Source organism: Bradyrhizobium sp. LB14.3 (genome assembly GCF_040547985.1).
Classification (GTDB): domain Bacteria; phylum Pseudomonadota; class Alphaproteobacteria; order Rhizobiales; family Xanthobacteraceae; genus Bradyrhizobium.
This window is the reverse complement of sequence record NZ_JBEPQT010000003.1, coordinates 394,056-413,834: the sequence shown is the minus strand read 5'-3', so window position 1 is coordinate 413,834 and position 19,779 is coordinate 394,056. Positions and strand designations below refer to the sequence as shown.

At 62.8% G+C, this 19,779-nt stretch carries 22 protein-coding genes and 1 pseudogene; 16 read left to right on the top strand and 7 right to left on the bottom strand.

All coding sequences use genetic code 11. The annotated features are described in order from the left end of the window. Positions 1-391: 391 nt before the first annotated feature. Positions 392-889, bottom strand: a complete 498-nt coding sequence (locus ABIB00_RS09305; protein ID WP_354104202.1) for a ferritin-like domain-containing protein — start codon at positions 887-889, stop codon at positions 392-394. Between the two features lie 193 nt (positions 890-1,082). Here ABIB00_RS09305 and ABIB00_RS09300 point away from each other — a divergent pair. The 3 genes and pseudogenes from ABIB00_RS09300 to ABIB00_RS09290 all read left to right on the top strand — a co-directional run bounded on the left by ABIB00_RS09300 (position 1,083) and on the right by ABIB00_RS09290 (position 2,105). Beyond that, positions 1,083-1,512: pseudogene (locus ABIB00_RS09300) on the top strand (NADH-quinone oxidoreductase subunit B family protein). Between the two features lie 110 nt (positions 1,513-1,622). Then, on the top strand, positions 1,623-1,904 hold the full coding sequence (locus tag ABIB00_RS09295; RefSeq protein ID WP_354104114.1) for a hypothetical protein: 282 nt from the start codon (positions 1,623-1,625) through the stop codon (positions 1,902-1,904). Positions 1,905-1,955: 51 nt separating this feature from the next. After that, complete coding sequence (locus tag ABIB00_RS09290) at positions 1,956-2,105, top strand: hypothetical protein (RefSeq protein WP_354104113.1); 150 nt, start codon at positions 1,956-1,958, stop codon at positions 2,103-2,105. A gap of 731 nt (positions 2,106-2,836) precedes the next feature. Here ABIB00_RS09290 and ABIB00_RS09280 read toward each other — a convergent pair. The 3 genes from ABIB00_RS09280 to ABIB00_RS09270 form a co-directional block, all read right to left on the bottom strand. Next, complete coding sequence (locus tag ABIB00_RS09280; protein WP_247353275.1) at positions 2,837-3,010, bottom strand: hypothetical protein; 174 nt, start codon at positions 3,008-3,010, stop codon at positions 2,837-2,839. A gap of 166 nt (positions 3,011-3,176) precedes the next feature. Further along, entirely contained in the window at positions 3,177-3,644 is a 468-nt protein-coding gene (locus ABIB00_RS09275) for a metallophosphoesterase family protein (RefSeq protein ID WP_354104112.1), read from the bottom strand. 14 nt (positions 3,645-3,658) lie between these two features. Continuing rightward, complete coding sequence (locus tag ABIB00_RS09270) at positions 3,659-3,877, bottom strand: DUF6894 family protein (RefSeq protein ID WP_247443401.1); 219 nt, start codon at positions 3,875-3,877, stop codon at positions 3,659-3,661. A gap of 139 nt (positions 3,878-4,016) precedes the next feature. On the opposite strand from ABIB00_RS09270, the gene ABIB00_RS09265 reads away from it, so the two are divergent. The 12 genes from ABIB00_RS09265 to ABIB00_RS09210 all read left to right on the top strand — a co-directional run bounded on the left by ABIB00_RS09265 (position 4,017) and on the right by ABIB00_RS09210 (position 16,142). Continuing rightward, complete coding sequence (locus tag ABIB00_RS09265; protein ID WP_247443400.1) at positions 4,017-4,139, top strand: DUF3556 domain-containing protein; 123 nt, start codon at positions 4,017-4,019, stop codon at positions 4,137-4,139. A gap of 172 nt (positions 4,140-4,311) precedes the next feature. Then, on the top strand, positions 4,312-5,295 hold the full coding sequence (coxB, locus tag ABIB00_RS09260) for a cytochrome c oxidase subunit II (protein ID WP_354104111.1): 984 nt from the start codon (positions 4,312-4,314) through the stop codon (positions 5,293-5,295). Between the two features lie 2 nt (positions 5,296-5,297). After that, positions 5,298-7,205, top strand: coding sequence for a cytochrome c oxidase subunit I (ctaD, locus tag ABIB00_RS09255; protein ID WP_354104110.1), 1,908 nt, complete (start codon positions 5,298-5,300; stop codon positions 7,203-7,205). After that, positions 7,202-7,801 (top strand): cytochrome c oxidase subunit 3, encoded by a 600-nt coding sequence (locus ABIB00_RS09250; RefSeq protein ID WP_354104109.1) that lies wholly within the window; start codon positions 7,202-7,204, stop codon positions 7,799-7,801. Before ctaD ends, ABIB00_RS09250 begins: the two co-directional genes overlap by 4 nt. After that, on the top strand, positions 7,798-8,151 hold the full coding sequence (locus ABIB00_RS09245) for a hypothetical protein (protein ID WP_354104108.1): 354 nt from the start codon (positions 7,798-7,800) through the stop codon (positions 8,149-8,151). Before ABIB00_RS09250 ends, ABIB00_RS09245 begins: the two co-directional genes overlap by 4 nt. Beyond that, entirely contained in the window at positions 8,139-9,062 is a 924-nt protein-coding gene (locus ABIB00_RS09240) for a cytochrome c oxidase assembly protein (protein ID WP_354104107.1), read from the top strand. The genes ABIB00_RS09245 and ABIB00_RS09240 overlap by 13 nt, the downstream gene beginning before the upstream one ends. A gap of 72 nt (positions 9,063-9,134) precedes the next feature. After that, positions 9,135-9,926, top strand: coding sequence for a GlcG/HbpS family heme-binding protein (locus tag ABIB00_RS09235; protein ID WP_354104106.1), 792 nt, complete (start codon positions 9,135-9,137; stop codon positions 9,924-9,926). A gap of 110 nt (positions 9,927-10,036) precedes the next feature. Beyond that, complete coding sequence (locus ABIB00_RS09230) at positions 10,037-11,872, top strand: methanol/ethanol family PQQ-dependent dehydrogenase (RefSeq protein WP_354104105.1); 1,836 nt, start codon at positions 10,037-10,039, stop codon at positions 11,870-11,872. Further along, positions 11,856-12,695 carry a substrate-binding domain-containing protein gene (locus ABIB00_RS09225; RefSeq protein ID WP_354104104.1) on the top strand — a complete coding sequence of 280 codons (840 nt, stop codon included), beginning with the start codon at positions 11,856-11,858 and terminating at the stop codon, positions 12,693-12,695. Before ABIB00_RS09230 ends, ABIB00_RS09225 begins: the two co-directional genes overlap by 17 nt. Then, on the top strand, positions 12,695-13,330 hold the full coding sequence (locus ABIB00_RS09220) for a c-type cytochrome (RefSeq protein ID WP_354104103.1): 636 nt from the start codon (positions 12,695-12,697) through the stop codon (positions 13,328-13,330). Before ABIB00_RS09225 ends, ABIB00_RS09220 begins: the two co-directional genes overlap by 1 nt. Before the next feature lie 20 nt (positions 13,331-13,350). Continuing rightward, positions 13,351-13,725 (top strand): c-type cytochrome, encoded by a 375-nt coding sequence (locus ABIB00_RS09215; protein WP_354104102.1) that lies wholly within the window; start codon positions 13,351-13,353, stop codon positions 13,723-13,725. A gap of 5 nt (positions 13,726-13,730) precedes the next feature. Beyond that, positions 13,731-16,142: a glucose/quinate/shikimate family membrane-bound PQQ-dependent dehydrogenase gene (locus tag ABIB00_RS09210; RefSeq protein WP_354104101.1), complete on the top strand. Its 2,412-nt coding sequence runs from the start codon at positions 13,731-13,733 to the stop codon at positions 16,140-16,142. Positions 16,143-16,162: 20 nt separating this feature from the next. On the opposite strand, the gene ABIB00_RS09205 is transcribed toward ABIB00_RS09210, so the two are convergent. Genes ABIB00_RS09205 through ABIB00_RS09195 form a run of 3 tightly spaced genes read right to left on the bottom strand, consistent with a single transcriptional unit; the run spans position 16,163 to position 18,608 of the window. Then, positions 16,163-17,932: an SDR family oxidoreductase gene (locus ABIB00_RS09205; protein ID WP_354104100.1), complete on the bottom strand. Its 1,770-nt coding sequence runs from the start codon at positions 17,930-17,932 to the stop codon at positions 16,163-16,165. A 57-nt stretch (positions 17,933-17,989) separates the two neighbouring features. After that, complete coding sequence (locus ABIB00_RS09200; protein ID WP_502917798.1) at positions 17,990-18,391, bottom strand: hypothetical protein; 402 nt, start codon at positions 18,389-18,391, stop codon at positions 17,990-17,992. 22 nt (positions 18,392-18,413) lie between these two features. Next, positions 18,414-18,608, bottom strand: coding sequence for a hypothetical protein (locus ABIB00_RS09195; RefSeq protein WP_247443382.1), 195 nt, complete (start codon positions 18,606-18,608; stop codon positions 18,414-18,416). A gap of 468 nt (positions 18,609-19,076) precedes the next feature. On the opposite strand from ABIB00_RS09195, the gene ABIB00_RS09190 reads away from it, so the two are divergent. Continuing rightward, positions 19,077-19,769, top strand: coding sequence for a TetR/AcrR family transcriptional regulator (locus ABIB00_RS09190; protein ID WP_354104098.1), 693 nt, complete (start codon positions 19,077-19,079; stop codon positions 19,767-19,769). Positions 19,770-19,779: the final 10 nt, after the last annotated feature.

Sequence of the window (19,779 nt, the reverse complement as noted above, 5' to 3'; positions counted from 1 at the left end):
ACGAGCGCGAATTGGCCGCGCGACGGATGGGCTTGTCGAGGTCCTCAACGTCGCGCTCGTATTCGGAGATGGCGCGATTGGCCATCCGAATCCGGTTGGTCTGGCCTTCGTCGACCATCATGGTGATACGCTGCGCCAGGAACACGCACGTCTCGAATTCATCGCTGATAGCCCCGCCACGGGCGAGAAAGTCCCACGCGATCTCGTAAGCCTGCTCGGCGGCGGGATTGCGATAGTCGCTGAAGATAATTTTCGTCATCACAGCCCAGCTAAAATGGTGTGTATCGTTCCTGCAGGTCTCTGCACAAACAGCCGAGTTCAGCAACCGCCAAGCCGCCGGTCTCGCGGCAAGCGGGACCGGCGGCTTGCCTGTAGCGGCGACCGGATGGCGTCACGCCGCCTGACGCTGATGCGCCAGATATTCCATCGTCACCTTCTCGACGTTTGAGTCGATCCAGGCGGCCATGCGCTGCTCTTCCTGCAAGGACGTCTCGAGCAGATCCTTTGCTTCAGCCACCCCGGCGGCGCCGCAGAGGGCGAGCAGAGACTTGTAGGCAGCGATCTCGAAATTCTCGAACGCGTTGTTGGCGAAGGTGTTCTTGAGAATCTCGTCGCCGGCGACAGAGTGCGCCATGGCCTGCATGTTCGCCATCACGGATTGGGTCGTATCCTTGAGGCTGGAGGAGTTTTCGCCGCAAGCTTCCAGACATCTCTCGAGCCGCTTGAGCTGTTCGTTGGTCTCCTGAAGGTGAGCGACGACTTTCGCCTTCACCTCAGGATATTCATCCAGCCGTTCCGACTGACGTTCCATCAGCTCCCTTGCCTGCACTTCCATCGCGTGCGCATTGCTTAGTCCGACCACGAATGTATCGCGTGCTACGTTAGCCATTTTCCTGTTCTCCTTCTCATTGGCCTTGCTGCGGCCCAACCGCAATTTTCGCGGATCGTTCCTATCGGATATCTGGGTAACCGTGCAGGCTCTGGTCTTTCGCCTAAGGCTAACCTGCGATAACAGAACACAAATACAGTTCGTCGCCGCAGGAACGCCGCCGACGAGCTGCGGTTTCCCAGCGTGTGGTCGCATCCCAACTAGCCACAGCGCTCAGGGACAGCCGGCCAACGCCTCCGATCCCTATTTCATGAGCATCCGCGACAATCTTGCCGACAAGGGTTTCTTCGGCAACAGCGGAGGAGTTCGGGCTTGCCTGCTGCGCGGTCGAGATGATGCAGATGTCAATGCCGCGCTATGACGCGGAACGCTTCGGATTCGCGCCGCGAGCATCGCCACGCCAATCCGACGTGATCATCGTGGCCGGCACCCTGACCAACCAGATGGCCACCCCGGATTGGGAAAGTGCGAAGACGTCGCTGCGTGCTCTTGCGCCACTTGCTGCCGAGATCGTCATCACCGGACACGGCGCGGCCATGCAAGGTCCGGAGATGCGCGCCGCTCTCGAGGCCCTTGCTGAACGGTTCGATGAAGTTGCCGTGCCTTCGCAATACCGGCGTTGAGACAGCGTGTGCCGTCGATGACGACGGCAACGCCGAATGAATTTGCGTGGGTAGGAACGGTCGATGCCGCTCATGATTGGTTCGACATTGAAAGCTCAAGGAGAAACAGCATGCGTACGACAATCTTGATGATCTTGACGGCCGCGATGCTCGCAGGCACTTCAGTCGGCGCAGCGTTCGCGCAAGGTGCCGGTGGCGCGGGCGGCGCCGGCGGTGGCGCTGGCGGCGGAGCCGGCGGCGCGGGCGCCGGTGCTGGAGCCGGCGGATCCGCCTCCGGCGGCGGCGGTGGCGGCATTACGCATGTCGAGCGGGGCGGCCAAGGTGCCTCCAGTCCTCCCGGCATGCGCAACGAGACGACTCCGCCGTCCAACGGCACCATGCCGCGTCGTTAGCATTCGCGGTCCGGGGTCTCGAAGCCGCACTTTCCGACCAAAGAGGAAACGTTGAAAAGGGACGACGAAGCCGGGCTGGTCGAAGATTGCGAAGGCCAGCCCGCTCTTGAGGACGAGCTCAAGATCAAGCCGTGCTCGCCGGATTCTGAAAGTCAAAACGACGAAGACTTTGATTGGACGCCGGCGAAGCCGGCGTCCTGATCCCGGTCAGCATCCTTTGCAGATGCTTTTGATCTTTCGATCCACGGTGGAGCCCTGGGAATTTTCAGACCGGATTTCCGCGTCGCCTTGCATCGACGGACCTGGTGTCGCCGTTCCATCGATCCGTCCGCTGCTGGTTCCGCCCGCGAGGTTGCCGGGTCGGCCGACGGTGGTCGATCCTTGCGGGCCCCCGCTCGATTGAGCCGTTCCTGCTGCATTTGTCCCGCTGGCCGCTGTGCCCCGGGACGCGTCGCCGGCGTTCCCCCTGTCAGACGGCAAACTGCCGGTTTGGCTGGTTGTCGCCGAAGTCCCCCCGCCCAAAGCGCCCCCGGCGCCGACGCCACTGGTGCTGCTCGCGCTTCCGCCCCCGCCCGAACTGCCGCCGCCGCCTCCTCCGCCACCCTGCCCCCAAGCGGCGCCTGTCGAGCCGCAGGCCAACAGGGCGACCAGCATCATGGCAGAACTGATCTTGCGCATCATTTTTCTCCATCGTCTTCTGGAACGGGTCGCACGTTCCTGTGGGCCAATGTCTCAGCTCCTGTGACGATCGTCGTGCGTGTGATGCTCATCGCGCTCACCACCGCCTCCTGAGACGTGCGATTTCCGGTCATTTGTGGGAGCCCCCGGCGTCGGGGCTTCATGTTCGCGCCCTCCCTTTTCAGGATGCTTGCGATCCTGCTGGGAGGACCCGGGTCCACCGAACCGTTCGGTTTCAGAGTTCTTGTGGGGCATCATCGATCCTGCTGGTAGCCTTGGTTTGTGGTGTTCTGCTTGATGTTGCCTTGACGTCCCTGGGTGTCGAAGTTCTCGCGGCTGGGGATTTTTTCGTTGGTCTCGGTCTTTGGATCTGAACCGGGTCCCTTGTCGCTGCGCTGCTCTGCCGGTACGGGGGGCATTTTTGACATTGCGTGCTCCTTTTTCGGGTCTTCACGACCATCATGCAGACCAATGAGATGCGGCTACGGTCGTTCCTCGCGCTTGTACTGACGTCTGTCCTTAGCAACGAACGAATCCGGCCCGGGTTGCCCAAGGTGATGATGACGGGAGCTGGTAGGTGGCACCTCCACGTTTTCACCTGCCGAGCTCGTGAACGATGGGCCGCAGTTCGCCGCTCTTATCCAGATCGAGCGTTGCCAGCGTAATCGGCAGCTTGAAGCGCCTCGGTCCGGCACTCCCCGGATTTAGAAACAGTATTCCGCCGATTGTGTCGATTTTCACCCGATGCGAGTGGCCGGAAACTACAATGTCGATTCCTCGTTGGGCGGGGTTTGCCTTCAGCTCCCTGAGATCGTGCAAGATGTAGAAGAAGCGCCCCGCAAGGCGCACCGTTTCAGTTGCGGAGTAGCATTTTGCCCACTCGCCCTTGTCGACATTGCCTTTGATGGCTGTAACAGGCGCAATCCGGCGAAGGTGTTCCACAACATCGGGAGCGCCGATATCGCCCGCATGGATAATGTGCGACACGCCCGTGAGGCAGCGCTCCACCTCCGGCCTCAGTAGTCCATGCGTGTCGGAGATCACTCCAAGCTTGAACGTCATGTCATGTCGCAACTTCAGTGCAGGACATCCAGTGGTACCCGGCCGATCTCGTCGCCGTCCCGATTGGTGACGAGGATCGAGAAGTGACGGCCCTCAAGCTCGGGACGCTCCTTCAGGAGCCGCTTGGCGATCTCCTCGGCGACATCGAGAGCCTGGATGTCATCCGGCAAGTCGGCGCCCTCTTCGTCAGCTACGGTTTTCGAATCCACCAGGTCAAAATGATAGTGCGGCACGTCGCCCCCTCGCATCTGTCGGAAAAACGCGCGATCCCAAACCTTCGTTCCGGCGCGGACGCGTGGACTTCTGGCACGTTCAGGAACCTGCGGGTCACCGGGACATTGCTGCTGAGGACGTTCGGAACTGGATAGACCCATGCTCGACGAACTGCGCGTGTTAGTCCAGCCCGGAGCGGTCATCGCCGTCCTCGCCGTCTTGCTGCTCATGGCCGCGGGTGATGCGGTTATCTTCATCGCCGCCAGGGGATGGCCATTCTAAATTCGCGGTCTGACGAGCAACGTTGGACATATCTTCTTTCTTCTAAGCTCTCTTGCAAAGGCTGCGCGCGGCTCGCTCCAACAGCAGATAGGAACCTTTGTAGGATCGGCCAGTTCCCGCCTGTGAAGGGGAACCGCGAGCGTCTATGCCAGTCTGGGTGCGAATTGTCTTGGTGCTGTGCACGACTTGGCCGCTTGCTGCGTGTGCCGGCCGGCAGTCGACGCTCGACCCGCAAGGGCTGCAATCCGAGCAGATCCTGCATACGCTATTCATCTTTCTCGCGGTCGCTGCGATCGTCTGGATCGCAGTCGTAATCGTGCTCGCCCTCGGAATGTTGCGCCGGAAGCGCTTGGCCGATCAGCCGCTCGATCTCCATCAAGCCTTCGAAGAACGCACGGGCCGAGTCATCATTGGGCTGGGCGTTGCAACCACGGTGATCGTGCTCGGCCTCTCCTTCGTCAGCTATGCCGGACAGCGCATCGTCTTCGCCAAGGGCGAGAACGCCCTCACGCTCAAGATCATCGGACACCAATGGTGGTGGGAGGTTCGCTATGAGGATGACAGTCCGCATCGGAGTTTCGTAACCGCGAACGAGATCCGGATCCCGACCGGCCAGCCAGTGAAGGTCGAGCTGGAATCCGCAGATGTGATCCACAGCTTCTGGGTGCCGAGCCTGACCGGGAAGATGGACCTCATCACCGGGCAAAAGAACGAGTTGCAATTCACCGCGAAAAACGCCGGCGTCTATCGCGGACAATGCGCCGAGTTCTGCGGACTTCAGCACGCGCACATGGCCTTCGCGGTGATCGCGCTACCGCCGGACGAGTTCGGCCGGTGGCGCGATCGTGAGAATCAGAGCGCGAACAGCCCCGCGGATCAGCTCGGCAAGCAGGGCGAGGCTCTCTTCCGGGCCCGCGGCTGTGCCTTGTGTCACAACATCAGCGGCACACTGGCCGGCGGGCAGCTCGGCCCGGATCTCACGCATATCGGCAGCCGCACGACCATCACGGCGGGAACGCTGCCGAATACCCCGGCGACGCTCGGCGCCTGGATCGCCGATCCTCAGCACGTCAAGCCGGGCAACCTCATGCCGAAGATGCCGCTGCAATCGGGCGAGCTCATCGCGATCCTTCATTATCTGGAGCAGCTCAAGTGAGCATGGCCGCTGAACCGAATGAGTTGCGGGACGACGTCCTGAATGGCCTTCAGCTTTCCACGCAACTGGAGAAAGTGTGGCGCACGCCGTCCGGACTGGTCGGCGCGCTCATGTCGGTCGACCACAAGGTCGTGGGACGTCGCTACATCGTGACTGCATTCGCATTCCTGCTTCTCGGCGGCATTCTTGCGATCCTGATGCGCGTTCAGCTTGCGGGGCCGGAGAAGACTTTTCTCTCGGCGGACAAGTACAATCAGATCTTCACGATGCACGGCTCGACGATGATGTTTCTGTTCGCCGTGCCGGTCATGGAGGCGTTCGCCGTCTATCTGGTGCCGCTGATGGTCGGTACGCGGAACATCGCCTTTCCGCGACTGAACGCCTTCAGCTATTGGATGTTTCTGTTCGGCGGTTGCTTTCTGTGGATCTCCTTCCTGTTCAACGCCGGCCCCGATGTCGGCTGGTTTTCGTACGTTCCCCTCTCCAGCCTGCAGTTCACACCGACCAAGCGGGCCGATGTCTGGGCGCAGATGATCACCTTTACCGAGGTCGCGGCGCTCGCGGTCGCCGTCGAGATCGTCGTGACTGTGTTCAAGCTCCGCGCGCCGGGCATGACCCTGGACCGCATTCCCCTGTTCGTCTGGGCCATGCTGGTCACAAGCTTTCTGGTGATGTTCGCGATGCCGTCGATCATGGTCGCGTCCACGTCATTGATCCTGGATCGCCTGGTCAACACCCGCTTCTATGATTCCTCCTCGGGTGGCCACCCCCTGCTCTGGCAGCACCTGTTCTGGTTTTTCGGCCACCCCGAAGTCTACATCATATTCATTCCGGGAACGGGGATGGTCTCGGCGATCCTCGCGACGTTCGTGCGCCGGCCGGTGATCGGCTATCCCATCGTCATTCTCTCCTTGATCGCGACCGGCTTCCTGTCGTTTGGCCTGTGGGTCCACCACATGTTCGTCACGGGCCTGCCCCAACTCGGCGCTGGCCTGTTCACGGCGTCCAGCATGCTGATCGCGGTGCCGAGCGGGCTGCAGATCTTCTGCTGGCTGGCGACGCTCTGGGATGGACGCCCGGTTTACCGGACGCCGCTATTGTTCGTGATCGGATTCATGGTGATCTTCGTGCTCGGCGGGCTATCCGGCGTGATGGTCGCTTCGGTCCCGATCGACACCCAGGTGCACGACACCTATTTCGTCGTAGCCCACTTCCACTATGTTCTGATCGGTGGCGCTGTGTTCCCGCTGGTCGGCGCCGTCTACTACTGGTTTCCCAAGATCGCCGGCCGCATGCTGAGCGAAAGACTCGGGCGCTGGAATTTCTGGCTGGCCTTCATCGGCTTCAACGTCGCGTTCTTTCCGATGCACATCCTCGGGCTGATCGGAATGCCGCGCCGGGTCTACACCTACACGGCCGACATGGACTGGGCGCATTTGAACCTCTTGTCCAGCGGCGGTGCCCTCATTTTCGCGATCAGCTTCGCGCTGCTTCTGGTCAATGTGATCTACAGCCTGCGCAAGGGTGAGCTCGCGGGCGACAACCCCTGGAATGCCTCGACGCTGGAATGGGCGACCTCCTCGCCGCCTCCGCCGCAGAATTTCGACCGCATTCCGGTGGTCAAGCACCGCGATCCGCTGTGGGCCGACAGCGAGAGCCTGCCCGTGGTCGCGGGTCTGAGTGCCGAGCGGCGCGAAATCCTGTTGACCTCGCTCGCAGAAGCGGAGCCGCAGATCCGCGAGGCTTCGCCCGAGCCGAGCATCTGGCCGCTGCTCGCCGCCATCGCGACGACGGTGTTCTTCATCGGCTCGATCTTTACACCCTGGGCGGTGCTCTGGGGCACGCCGCCGATGGCCGTCACCTTGATCGGCTGGTTCTGGCCGGCCGGCAGCAAGGAGGACGAGGAGTGAGACAGACCATTGTCCGCAATGTCGCTGAACTGCCGACTTACGGCTACGGCCCACGCAGCGGACCGTGGTGGGGCGCCATGGGCTTCATGGCGCTCGAAGGCATGGGCTTTGCCATTGCCATCGGCGCCTATCTCTACCTCTACGCCGTCAACCCAACTTGGCCGATCGGCGCCTCGCCGCCCGATCTCTGGCCGGGCACGGCCGAGACCGTGATCTATCTGCTCAGCATCATACCCAACGAATATACCAGCCGTGTGGCGCATCGGCAGGATCTCGCAAAGGTCCGCATTTGCCTGATCGTGATGGCCGCGATCGGCATCGCGCTTCTGGTGCTGCGCGGCTTCGAATTCGCACATCTCAACACCCGTTGGGATAATTCCGCCTACGGCTCGATCGTGTGGCTCATTCTGGGACTGCACACGACCCACCTTGCCACCGATGTGGGCGACACGGTCGTGCTGGCCGTGCTGATGTTCACGCGCCATGCGAAACCGCGCCGCCTCAGCGACGTGACCGACAACGTGTTCTACTGGAATTTCGTCGTGCTCGCCTGGCTGCCGCTTTACGTCCTGCTCGATTGGGTGCCGCGCCTATGACCGACGCTGACGGACATTCCAGGTTGCTTTACTGGGCCGGCGTTGCGCTCGGGCCCATCGCGTGGGCCATCAATTTGCAAGGCGTCTACGTCCTCGCGCATTTCTCCTGCGAAAAGACCAGGACGAGCGGCGCGATTGTGAGCGCGGTTCTCGCTATCGTCTCGCTTGCAGGCGCGCTGATTTCGGCCCGTGCGGTTCGGCGCAGCGCGGAGGCTGGATGGACGGATGCGCGGGGTGGCGGGCCCAGAACGTTCATGGCCTGGCTCGGCGTCGGCTCCGGCGTGCTGTTCGCGCTGGTGATTGCGAACCAGCTCGCAGCGTCGCTCATGATCAGCCCATGCCTGCGCTGAGCTTTGCAGCACTGCTGCTTGCCCTGCTCGCGGGTCGGGCCGATGCGCACGGACTATCGGATGTCGATCCCGGCTCGCTGTGGAGCTACGACCCTTGGCTGATGGCCCCGCTCTATGCGGTGGGGATCGGCTTCTATGTTGGAACGCAGCGGCTCTGGCACCATGCGGGAGGTGGCCGCGGCGTCAGCTTCCGCCAGGTCGCGGCGTTCTGGACCGGATGGCTGGTCGCAGCTCTTGCCGTGACCTCCCCCCTGCACTGGCTCGGCGAGCGCCTGTTCACTGCGCATATGGTCGAGCACGAACTGCTCATGGTCGTCGCGGCACCGCTGATGGCGTTCGCCCGGATCAATGGCCCGCTGCTGTGGAGCCTGCCAGCCCGGCTTCGCCCGGCGGCGGGTCGCATGTTCAATCTGCCGGTGCTGGCGTGGCCGTGGCGTTTTGTGAGCCACCCCATGAGCGCGACCATTCTCCACGGCGCAGCGCTGTGGATCTGGCATGCACCACCCCTCTACGCCTGGGCACTGGAGAATTCCGCGGTCCATCGCCTCCAGCACATCAGCTTTTTTGCGACCGCGCTCTTGTTCTGGTGGGTGCTGCTGCACAGTCGGGGCCAGGGCCGCAGCATCCGAATTCGCGACGGCATCGCGGTCGCCTGCCTGTTCATCACCATCCTGCATTCCGGCGTGCTCGGGGCCTTGCTGACTGTGTCGACGCGGCTCTGGATCCCGGGCCAAGGCGCCCTCGCGGGCGAATTCGGCCTCTCGCCGCTGGAAGACCAACAGCTCGCCGGCATCCTCATGTGGGTGCCGATGGGCATACTCTACACAGGAGCGGCGTTGTTCTTTGCTCACCGGTGGCTGACTGCGAACCATGGCCACTCCCACCTGCCGCTCGTTCAACATCCGGGCTGAGCGACGCTGCATAGGAACCGCCACTTCTCCTCGAACGTTCGCCTGCCGATTGCGACACTCCACGGAGGCCACATGGAAAAACGATCCGTCATGGCGGCAACGGCTATCTTTACCGCGGCATTCTTGTTGCCTGCAGTTTTGAACGCGCAGGACCAACCCCAGCCAGGCATGTCGTGCCCGGTCGACCATGACAAGCTCGCAGATATCCTCAAGAAGAGCGTCAAGCCGGGCGGCGGCCCGAGCAACGGAGGCCTCGACAACAACGAATGGGCAGCTGTCGTCAATCGACAGGGTGTTGTCTGCGCAGTCGCCTACAGCGGCCGCAAGGCCGATGATCAGTGGCTTGGCAGCCGGGCGATCGCAGCCGAAAAGGCCAATACTGCCAATGCGTTCAGCCTGAAGGACAAGGCGATGGCCACGGCCAATCTCTACGCGGGCGCGCAACCTGGAGGATTCCTGTTCGGCGCGGCTCTCAGCAACCCTCCATCCCCGGAGGTTCTGTACGCCGGCACTCCGGACGAATTCGGGACGCCCCACGATCCGATGGTCGGCAGGCCTGTCGGCGGCGTGATCGTCTTCGGAGGCGGGCTGGCACTCTACGACGGCAACGGCGTCGCCGGTGCGCTAGGCGTCAGCGGTGACAGCTCCTGCGCCGATCACAACGTCGCCTGGCGCGTGCGTCACCTGCTCGGACTTGACCGCGTGCCGGCCGGCGTCAGCCCGAACATGAAAGACGCGATCATCTATGACATCGGGCCTGACGGCAAAAGTCCGTCGGGATTTGGTCACCCCAAGTGCAACGGCAAGGAGGATCAGATCGCGGTAGATCTCGGCGCGGGCGTTTCGGGCAATGTCGTGAGATAGCGCTCCGTCAACGTCGGACTTTGGAACCAAGCGGAGGCGCAACGTTTGTACGTTCGCAAGCCGACCTGCAACGCGGCACGGTCCCATCACCGCCGTGGAGATCTTGACAAATGTTAGTGCGTGGCCTTACGCGGTCGCTGAGTGTGGTTTGCGCGTCCTGCGCATTGCTGTCCTCCGCCTCGGCACAAACCGATCTGGCCAGCCGCATGAAGGACCCGGGCCAATGGCCCATGGCGGCGCGCGACTACGCCAACACTCGCTACAGCGAACTCGACCAGATCAACGCCACCAATGCTTCGCGCCTCCAGCTTGCGTGGACGTTCTCGGTCGGCGCCGATCGAGGCCAGGAGGCGGCGCCGCTCGTGGTGGACGGCACCATGTATGTGGTCGGCCCCTATGCAGGCCCCTATCCCAACCGTGTGTTCGCACTCGATGCCACGACCGGTGAATTGAAATGGTCCTACGCACCGAAGCCGGAGCCCGCTGCCGCGGGCGTTGCCTGTTGCGATGTCGTCAATCGCGGACTCGCCTTCGACAATGGCAAGGTCTTCCTCAACACGCTCGATAACCACACCGTAGCCATCGATGCCAAGACCGGCAAAGAGCTTTGGCACACGAAGCTCGGCGAGATCAACAAGGGCGAAACGATCACGATGGCTCCCATCGTGGTGAAAGGAAAGATTCTCGTCGGCAACAGCGGCGGCGAACTGGGCGTGCGCGGCTGGGTGACCGCGCTCGACGAGAACACCGGCGCTATCGCTTGGCGCGCTTATTCAACAGGCCCGGATAAGGACGTGCTGATCGGGGACGATTTCAAGCCGTTCTACGACAATCTCAAAGGCCAGGATCTCGGCGTGAAGACCTGGCCCGCCGACCGCTGGCAGGTCGGCGGCGGCACGGTCTGGGGCTGGATCTCCTACGATCCCGATCTGAACCTGATCTACTACGGTACTGCCAATCCAAGTCCCTGGAACGCGAACCAGCGCAGCGGCGACAATCTCTGGAGCACCACAATCTTTGCCCGCGACCCCGACACTGGGCGCGCCAAATGGGCCTACCAGGTCAACCCGCACGACCTGTTCGACCACGACGAGATCAACGAGAACGTGCTCGTCGACCTTGAACTGAATGGCCAGCCGCGCAAGGTGCTGATCCATCCCGGCCGCAACGGCTACATGTACGTTATGGACCGCGCCACCGGCGAAGTGATCTCGGCGGACGCGTATGACTTCGTCAACACCTACAAGGGCGTCGATCTGAAGACCGGCAAGATCATCGCGAACGAGGAGAAGACGCCACTTATCGGCAAGACGGTCGAGAACATCTGCCCGAGCGCGCCCGGCGCCAAGGATTGGCAGCCGACGGCGTGGTCACCGCGCACAAAACTCCTCTACGTGCCGCACCAGCACCTCTGTATGAGCTTCAAGGCTTCTCAAGTCGGCTACATCGCCGGCACGCCCTATGTCGGCGCCGACGTCGACATGTATGCCGGCCCCGGCGGGTATCGCGGCGAGTTCATGGCGTGGGATCCCGTCGCGCGCAAGAAGGTCTGGGAGATCCACGAAAAGCTGCCGGTCTGGAGCGGCGCGCTGGTGACAGCCGGGGATGTCGCGTTCTACGGCACCATGGATCGCTTGTTCAAAGTGGTGGATGCGAAGGATGGGCGCGTGCTCTGGCAATTCCGTGCCGGCTCCGGGTTCATCGGCCAGCCGATCTCCTATCGCGGGTCCGACGGACAGCAATACATCGCGATCCTTTCGGGCGTCGGCGGCTGGCCGGGGGTGGTGGCGAACGCCGAGGTCGATCCGCGGGTGCGCAACAGCGCCCTTGGCTTTACCGGTGCGACGCAGGATTTGCCGTTCTATACCGCCGGCGGGAGCGAGCTGCTGGTGTTCAAGCTCGGCGGCGCGAATGGTGAGGGCACCAGCCATGCGCCTGCGAAATAGTTATTCCGTCATCCCCCTCGTCATCCTGCTCGGGCTCTCAACCGCTGCGGCCGCAACGGCGGATGGTGAATTTCGCGTCTGTGCCGATCCGAACAATCTGCCATTCTCGAACAGCGCCGAGGCTGGATTTGAAAATAAGCTTGCAGCGATGGTGGCCGAAGACCTCGGCAAGCAGGTGCAATACACCTGGTGGGCGCAGCGCCGCGGCTTCATCCGCAACACACTGAAAGCCGGCAAATGCGACGTCGTCATGGGTGTGCCGTCCGGCTATGATCTCGCCGAGACGACCAAGCCCTATTATCGATCGAGTTACGTGTTCGTCACGCGGCAGGACCAGCACCTCGATCTTTCGTCGCTGCTCGACCCGCGCTTGCATCGCCTCGTGATCGGCGTGCATCTGATCGGCGACGACGGCAACAATCCACCGCCCGCGCAGGCGCTCGGCGAACAGGGCATTGTCGACAATGTCCGCGGCTACTCGATTTACGGCGACTATCGCCAGGCCGATCCGCCGGCGCGCCTGATCGAAGCGGTCGAAAGCGGCGGGATCGATGTCGCCGCCGTCTGGGGGCCGCTGGCCGGCTATTTCGCGCAGCGCTCAGCCGTGCCGCTGACTGTCACGCCGATCCAGGACTACAAGCGCTTTGCGCCCCAGCAGTTCCAGTTCGCCATCTCCATGGGCGTGCGCAAAGGCGACGACGCCCTGCGCGACCGGCTGAATGCGTTCATCGACGGCCATCGACCCGAGATCACCTCGCTGCTGCGAAGTTACGGGGTGCCGCTGGTTGACAGGCCGGTCACGGCGTCCGGAGGACATGAGTGATGTCTGCTCCAGCCCTGCGCGCGAGCGCCCTATCGTTGCTGCTGGCCGCCGTGCCGAACGGCGCCGGACTTGCCCAACAGACTCTGCCGCAGTCGCAGGAGGCGCAGATGCCGACGCTGGCTCCGCGCCCAAATTTCGGTGGCAGTGTCGGCAACGGGAGGCCAGGCGTGTTCATGCAAGTCCCGGTCACCACCCTCTTCCCGGGCGCGCAACCCGATCCACCGCAAATCAAGAACCCCGTGCAAGGCGATCCCAATGCGGAGCAGCGCGGCATGACCTACTACGTCAACTTCAACTGCGTCGGCTGCCACGCGCCCAATGGCGGCGGCGGCATGGGGCCGGCGCTGAGCAACAACACCTTTACCTACGGCTCGCAGCCCGAAAACATCTATCTCTCGATCTATCAGGGACGGCCGAACGGAATGCCGGCCTGGGGCAGCGTGCTGCCTGACAGCGTGATCTGGGACCTCGTCACCTATATCGGCAAGATCAGCAACGAGCCGAGCCATCAATGGGGCCGGACTTTCTCGGCGAACCCACTGTCGCCTGAAATGGAGCAAGTCCCGACCGAGCAGGTCTCGACGACAGATCCCTGGTCCGCCACCAAGACTTTCAATTTCGGCCAAAAGCCCTGACCGGTAAAGCGGAGCAGCCGATGGTGAGTTCGGGCACACGGTTGTTAGCCGCCTCGCTGCTGGCCATGACAACCGCCGCCTGCGAAGGCAAGGCTGCGGGCCCGGACAATTTCACAGGCGATGCGCGCCGTGGCACTGACCTCGTCAAGCAATACAAATGCGGCGCCTGTCACGATATTCCCGGCATTGCCGGTGCGGACGGTAACGTCGGCCCGCCCTTGCATCGGATCGGCACGCGGACCTACATCGCCGGCTACATCCAGAACTCGCCGGACAACATGGCTGACTGGATCGAGGATCCACAGAGGGCATTGCCGGGCAATGCCATGCCGGGGATGGGTATCCCGCAGAAGGACGCGCGGGACATCGCGGCCTTTCTCTATACGCTGAAGTGACCATCATGACTCCGACACATCGTTCGACGAACTGGTTCCGTGACGCGCCATTGCTGGCCATCACCAGTGTGGTCGTGGCTATCATGGGACTGGGCCTCCTCGCCGGCGGTGCCTGGCTGGCGGCCCTCGGTGGCTCCGTCTACTATCTGATCGCGGGCATCATGCTTCTGCTCACGAGCTGGCTGCTCGCGCGCCGCCGTGCCGAGGCGCTCTGGATTTATGCCGCGCTGCTGGCCGGAACAATGGCGTGGGCGATCTGGGAAGTCGGCCTCGATTTCTGGTCGTTGGCGCCGCGCGGCGACGTGCTCGCGCCGCTGGGCCTATGGCTGATGCTGCCCTTCATCGCGTCCCGTCTGGCGCCTCGCTTGCGCGGCGCGCGATGGGCGCTTGGCCTTGTGTTGGTCGCTGCGGCCGTCATTGTCGGCATTTCCCTGACGAGCGATCGCCACGATCTTGCCGGCACCATACCAGAGAGCGACACAACGGGCGCCATTGCCTCGTCCGCGCCGGCACCGGCCGCTGCCGGCCAGAACTGGACGGCCTATGGCGGCAGCGGCTTCGGCACGCGCTTCTCGTCGCTGAGCCAGATCACCAAAGACAACGTCAAGGACCTCAAGCTCGCCTGGGAATTCCGCACCGGCGACCACAAGGGCCCGGACGATCCCGACGAGATCACCAACCAGTCGACCCCGCTCAAGATCGGTGATCTCCTCTACACCTGTTCGCCGCACCAGATCGTGTTCGCGCTCGAAGCCGCGACCGGAAAACTGCGCTGGAAGTTCGACCCGCAGGTTCAGCACAACAAGGCTTTCCAGCACATGACCTGCCGCGGCGTGTCCTATCACGCCACCAAGCCCGGCGCGCTGACTGCCGACGGCACGCCGGCGCCGAGCAATTGTGCGGAGCGCATTTTCATACCGACGAACGACGGACGGATGTTCGCGCTGGATGCGCAGAGCGGCGTGCCTTGCGAGAGCTTCGGCAACAAAGGACAGATCGACCTCAAGCAAGGCAGCGAGATCCAGACGCTCGGCTTCTACGAGGGCACCTCGCCGCCCGTCGTCACGGACAAGGTGCTGATCGTCGGCGGAGCGGTGATCGACAACTATTCCGATCGCGTGCCGTCGGGCGTGATCCGTGGCTTCGACATCTACTCAGGGCGGTTGATCTGGGCGTTCGATGCCGGCAATCCCGACCCGAACGAGATGCCATCGGCCTCGCATCATTTTACAGCCGGCTCACCAAATTCGTGGAGCATTTCCGCGGTCGACGAAAATCTCGGACTCGTCTACGTGCCGCTCGGCTCGAGCTCTCCGGATATCTGGGGCGGCGGCCGTTCGCCCGAAAACGAGCGTTACGATTCGGCCTTGATAGCGCTCGATGTCATGACCGGGAAACTGCGTTGGTCGTTCCAGAACGTGCACCACGATCTCTGGGACATGGATATGCCCTCGCAGCCGAGTCTGGTCGACTTGCGCTCTAACGGCGGCGTGAGGCCTGCGATCTACATCCCGGCAAAGACTGGCGACATCTTCGTGCTCGACCGCCGCGACGGGCGTCAGTTGGTGCCCGCGCCGGAAAAGCCGGTGCCGCAGGGCGCCGCGAATGGAGACCGGCTGTCGCCAACCCAGCCCTTTTCGGAGCTGAGCTTCCGCCCCTCCGGCATGCTGACCGACGCGCAGATGTGGGGCAGCACGATGTTCGACCAACTCGCCTGCCGCATCAAGTTCAAGCGCCTGCGCTATGAGGGGCCGTTCACCCCGCCGTCGGAACAAGGGACGCTGGTGTTTCCCGGAGACTTCGGCATGTTCGAATGGGGCGGCATTGCCGTCGATCCGCAGCGCCAGATCGCCATCGCGAACCCTCAATCCATTCCCTTCATCTCGCGCCTGGTGCCGCGCGGAAAGGACAACCCGGCCGCGCCGAACGCTGCGCATCCGCCGGGCACCGAGCTCGGCGTGCAGCCGATGTACGGTGCCCCCTATGGCGTCGACCTCGGCATTTTCCTGTCGCCGCTCGGCATCCCCTGCCTTGCCCCGCCATGGGGCAAGATCGCAGCGATCGATCTCAAGACGCACAAGGTGGTCTGGCAGCACCGCATCGGCACGATCCGCGATCAGGCCCCGCTGCCCCTGCCGTTCAAGCTTGGCGTACCCATGCTGGGTGGTCCGCTCGTGACCGCGGGCGGCATCGTCTTCATCACGGGAACGATGGATGACTACATCCGCGCGTTTGACGTTCGCGATGGCAGACAGCTTTGGCAGGACCACCTTCCCGCCGGCGGCCAGTCGACGCCAATGACCTATGACGCCGGTGGCAAGCAATACGTCGTCACGGTCGATGGCGGCCACGGCTCGTTCGGCACGAAGCTCGGCGATTACGTGCGCGCCTATGCGCTGCCGGAACGATCGAAATAGCAGAAGGCAGCACGCGGCGCTCATGCTCGGCCGCGCCTCGTTCTCGCGTGTGGTCTGGGCGCACAACCAACCCTCGAGGCGGCGAAGGCCAGGCAAGCAGCGATCCCAAATACCGCGAAGCCCTTGCTGATCACCCCGGCGGGTGGAAGTTGCCTCCGTGACAGCCAACCGCCATCAATCGATGTGCCCTGCGGACCAGCTTCGATCATGGTGCCCTCGCTGCCCTTTGCGGGGTGCGCGCGCGACAGCAGGAAGCGGAAGGCAGCTCCCAGGATATTCTCGGTGATCTGCGGAGCCATCGCGTAGGCAAATTGGCCTGCGCGAGCTGGCCAGCCCACGGCGACCTCGTCACGGGGTGCGCGGACAAGGCTCACAAACGTTTCCGCAACGTCCTCCGACTGATACAGCAGCGGACCGGGATCAAGCGTTCGGCCGGACATATTGGCGCCGTGGACGAAGCCCGGCGTATCGACCATGGCCGGGAAGACGCCGCAGACATGAATCTTGCGGTGAGTACTGAGCTCCTGACGCAGGCTCGCGGTGAAGCCGCGCAGGCCGAACTTGCTCGCCGTATAGGCCGCAGCAAAAGGTGTCGGCGCCCAGCCGCCCAGCGAGATGTTATTGATCAGGATGCCGCGGTTCTGGCGCAGGAAGATCGGGAGCACCGCGAAGGCGCCATGCATCGCGCCGAGGAGATTGACCTCGATCGTTCGGCGATGAAGCGCAATATCCGCATCCTGATAGGCCCCGAAAACGCCCGTGCCGGCGTTGTTGATCCAGACGTCGATGCCACCGAACGCGTCTTCGGCCTCTCTGGCCAGTCGCTGCACCGCCTCTGCATCAGTGACATCGGTCGGGATCGCCAATGCGCGGCCTCCGAGCGCCTCGCATTCCGCCGCGAGGCTCGTCAGGACTTCGCCGCGGCGTGCCGCCAGGACCACGCTTGCGCCTCTACCGGCGAAGGCCAGCGCCGTGGCACGCCCGATTCCGCTCGAGGCGCCGGTTATGACGACGCGCGTGCCGATCATTTGCTGCGGCTCAGATCCGGAGGCGCTCGCGGGAAGCAGCCAGCGCAGGGATCGCCGGAGGCGCTCGGTCCCTTCCGTTTCGAACCAGTCGCCATGCGCGAAGATCACCCGCTCCGGAGACAGCCGTACGAGCCGCTCGGACGCGCCTCGCGCGGAACGGCCGCCGAGGCGCAGCAGAAGTCGTAGATAGACCGGCGCCATGCCATTCGGTTTGGAGACGCCGAGGAGGTTTGCCGCAGCCTCGTTTGGCGCGCTGAGATCATTGGAATCGAGGTTTTGCACGAGATCAGTCAGGATCAATGTACGGCTGCGCTTGTCGAACAGCTCGATCTCGGAAAACATCGGCGCATTTATAGAGACGGCTTCGATGTCGGCCTTCCATTCCTGAGGCGTCGTATCTCCGAGCTCGCGATCGATGCGGATGCGTGCTGCTCGAACTTGCCTGCGCGCCGAAAGGCCGCGCGCCGCGAACGTCGTCACCTGCGGCAGCTCCCTCTGCCAGTCGGACAGGAACATCCAGTGCGCGATATTCGGCGCCAGCAGGTACCTTATCGCGCCTAGACGCTCCAACTCACCGCGGAGAGCCGGCGAATATCTCACCGGCGAATGCAGCACGAGATCGCCGTTCGACAGGCGAATGACCGTCATGCGAACGGGGAGTTTCAGACCGGCGGCGCTGATCGGCGCGTCGTCCACGACCCAGATATCGTCCGTCACGCGTGACAGACAGGCGGTCGACAAGGCGGCGTCGGAACTTTGCATGAGTGTTTTCCATCACGAGGCGTTTGCTCAAGCTACAGGAGCGACGCTCGTTCCTCGCTAGGACCCCCGAGCCTGTTTGCGGGCGTTGCGCCCGCGACGGCGCGCAGCAAGCCGGTCTCTATCCCTCTCCGCCGGAAAGTGCCGCGAGATCGCCGGGGCGAGCTCCGGCTCTGACTGGAGTTCTTGGGCGGCGATCGGCGCTTGGTGCGGACGAGCCTCCAAGAGATCGAGCACGGCGCGGCCCTTGGCCGTGATGCGCCACCCGCCATTTGTCCGGTCGATCAGCCCTTGCGAAAAGATGTCGAGCCCCGGCATCCGCCCGCCGAGCCGTCTGGTGCGCTCCGTCCAGTCGCGACCGCTGGTCGCCAGGATGGCCATATCCCGCTTGAGATCCTCCATGTCAGCGAACCCATCCGGGTAGCTCACCAGGATCTTGAGGACCGTAACGTGGAAATTCACCCCCGCCCCCACATGGCCATCGTCACATCGTCGGAACTTCAGAGAGGGCATTGCGGGCAGCCTGTTTGAGGCAATCCGCAGAGATGTCGCCCCTGCTTGCAGTCTCCAGAAGCTTCGACGCCACGTGGGTACGGGCGCCGATCTCATAGCGGGAAACACCTTCACACACCTCGTCAAGAACGGTGCGCAACAACGCTTTGGTCGCGGTATTGATCATGGAAAGCCCCAGCGGAAAGGTTCACGCTAGGGCAATCGCTTCGCCCTGTGATTCAACATTGTTAATGATCTGAAGAATTTGCACGTTGCCTACGGCGTCCGTCCGGTCCCGGAGCGACGCCGATCACACCGAAGCGAGCGTCCCAAGCAAGCTGCGACGACGTCGCCTGCAGGCGGAACAAACGGGAGCCGGCGCGTCGAGCCTGAACACGGCGGATCAAGCGCCGCGGCGAAATCTGCCCCTGTCCCGCCCGACGGCACTGACACCAACACCCCGGGGAGCACGGCGCCAAAGACTAACTCTCCCCAGCGACGGTCATAGCGGCGCTTGCCCGAAACCATCGAGCGAACGCGGTCGCACCAGATGATCGCAGATTAGTGCAGAAACTCGGGCGATGGAGCGGGTGAAGGTATCGAACCCTCGTCTTCAGCTTGGAAGTCTCCGAATACAGAATTTCTCTTTGCCGGAATGGCCTTGCGAGTCACGAGCAGAGACAGGACGGGTCCCCAAGGCTTCTCATTGCTGGCGACGTCATTCGAGAAGGTGGTTGACATAGACAGACCTGTCTGTCTATGTCAACTAATGGTCACCTCATCGCCTCGTCAACGCATCTTAGAAACGGCGTCGGAAATGTTTTACGCCCAGGGCGTTCGGGCCGTCGGTGTCGACGCAATCATCGCGCGCGCCGCGGTCGCAAAGGCGAGCTTTTACAAACATTTCCAGTCAAAGGATGATCTCATCGTCGCCTATCTGATGCGACGCGACGAACTCTGGCGACGGTGGCTCGAGGAATCGGTCGGGAGACTGGCAAAGTCCGCGGACAAGCGTCCTCTGGCCGTGTTCGACGCACTCGCGGAGCGTTTTGCTACTAACGATTTTCGCGGGTGTGCGTTTATCAATTCGATGGCCGAACTCGCAGATCGCAGCCACGCAGCGCACGTCGCCGCTGCTCATCACAAGCAGCAACTGACCGCATTTCTTCGCAAGCTGCTTGCGGAAGCGGGAGTAGCGGCTAACCCGCTTGCTGAGCAGTTCATGATCCTGATCGACGGATCGATCGTCACCGCTTTGCGTAAGGGCGATTCGGCTCCCGCGAAAACAGCTAAGCAGATCGCCGCAATGCTTTTGCACGAAGCACGCGAACGAAAGTTCGAATCGTGACATCGCTCAT

Excerpts from the sequence above, each read along its gene's own strand:
- ABIB00_RS09235 (WP_354104106.1), top strand. The coding sequence starts at position 9,135 with ATGGAAAAACGATCCGTCATGGCGGCAACGGCTATCTTTACCGCGGCA.
- ABIB00_RS09190 (WP_354104098.1), top strand. The coding sequence starts at position 19,077 with ATGGCCTTGCGAGTCACGAGCAGAGACAGGACGGGTCCCCAAGGCTTC.
- ABIB00_RS09225 (WP_354104104.1), top strand. The coding sequence starts at position 11,856 with ATGCGCCTGCGAAATAGTTATTCCGTCATCCCCCTCGTCATCCTGCTC.
- ABIB00_RS09220 (WP_354104103.1), top strand. The coding sequence starts at position 12,695 with ATGTCTGCTCCAGCCCTGCGCGCGAGCGCCCTATCGTTGCTGCTGGCC.
- ABIB00_RS09205 (WP_354104100.1), bottom strand. The coding sequence starts at position 17,932 with ATGCAAAGTTCCGACGCCGCCTTGTCGACCGCCTGTCTGTCACGCGTG.
- ABIB00_RS09305 (WP_354104202.1), bottom strand. The coding sequence starts at position 889 with ATGGCTAACGTAGCACGCGATACATTCGTGGTCGGACTAAGCAATGCG.
- ABIB00_RS09265 (WP_247443400.1), top strand. The coding sequence starts at position 4,017 with ATGCTCGACGAACTGCGCGTGTTAGTCCAGCCCGGAGCGGTCATCGCC.
- ctaD (WP_354104110.1), top strand. The coding sequence starts at position 5,298 with ATGGCCGCTGAACCGAATGAGTTGCGGGACGACGTCCTGAATGGCCTT.
- ABIB00_RS09295 (WP_354104114.1), top strand. The coding sequence starts at position 1,623 with ATGCGTACGACAATCTTGATGATCTTGACGGCCGCGATGCTCGCAGGC.
- ABIB00_RS09280 (WP_247353275.1), bottom strand. The coding sequence starts at position 3,010 with ATGTCAAAAATGCCCCCCGTACCGGCAGAGCAGCGCAGCGACAAGGGA.
- ABIB00_RS09240 (WP_354104107.1), top strand. The coding sequence starts at position 8,139 with ATGCCTGCGCTGAGCTTTGCAGCACTGCTGCTTGCCCTGCTCGCGGGT.
- ABIB00_RS09195 (WP_247443382.1), bottom strand. The coding sequence starts at position 18,608 with ATGATCAATACCGCGACCAAAGCGTTGTTGCGCACCGTTCTTGACGAG.
- ABIB00_RS09230 (WP_354104105.1), top strand. The coding sequence starts at position 10,037 with ATGTTAGTGCGTGGCCTTACGCGGTCGCTGAGTGTGGTTTGCGCGTCC.
- ABIB00_RS09215 (WP_354104102.1), top strand. The coding sequence starts at position 13,351 with ATGGTGAGTTCGGGCACACGGTTGTTAGCCGCCTCGCTGCTGGCCATG.
- ABIB00_RS09245 (WP_354104108.1), top strand. The coding sequence starts at position 7,798 with ATGACCGACGCTGACGGACATTCCAGGTTGCTTTACTGGGCCGGCGTT.
- ABIB00_RS09275 (WP_354104112.1), bottom strand. The coding sequence starts at position 3,644 with ATGACGTTCAAGCTTGGAGTGATCTCCGACACGCATGGACTACTGAGG.
- ABIB00_RS09210 (WP_354104101.1), top strand. The coding sequence starts at position 13,731 with ATGACTCCGACACATCGTTCGACGAACTGGTTCCGTGACGCGCCATTG.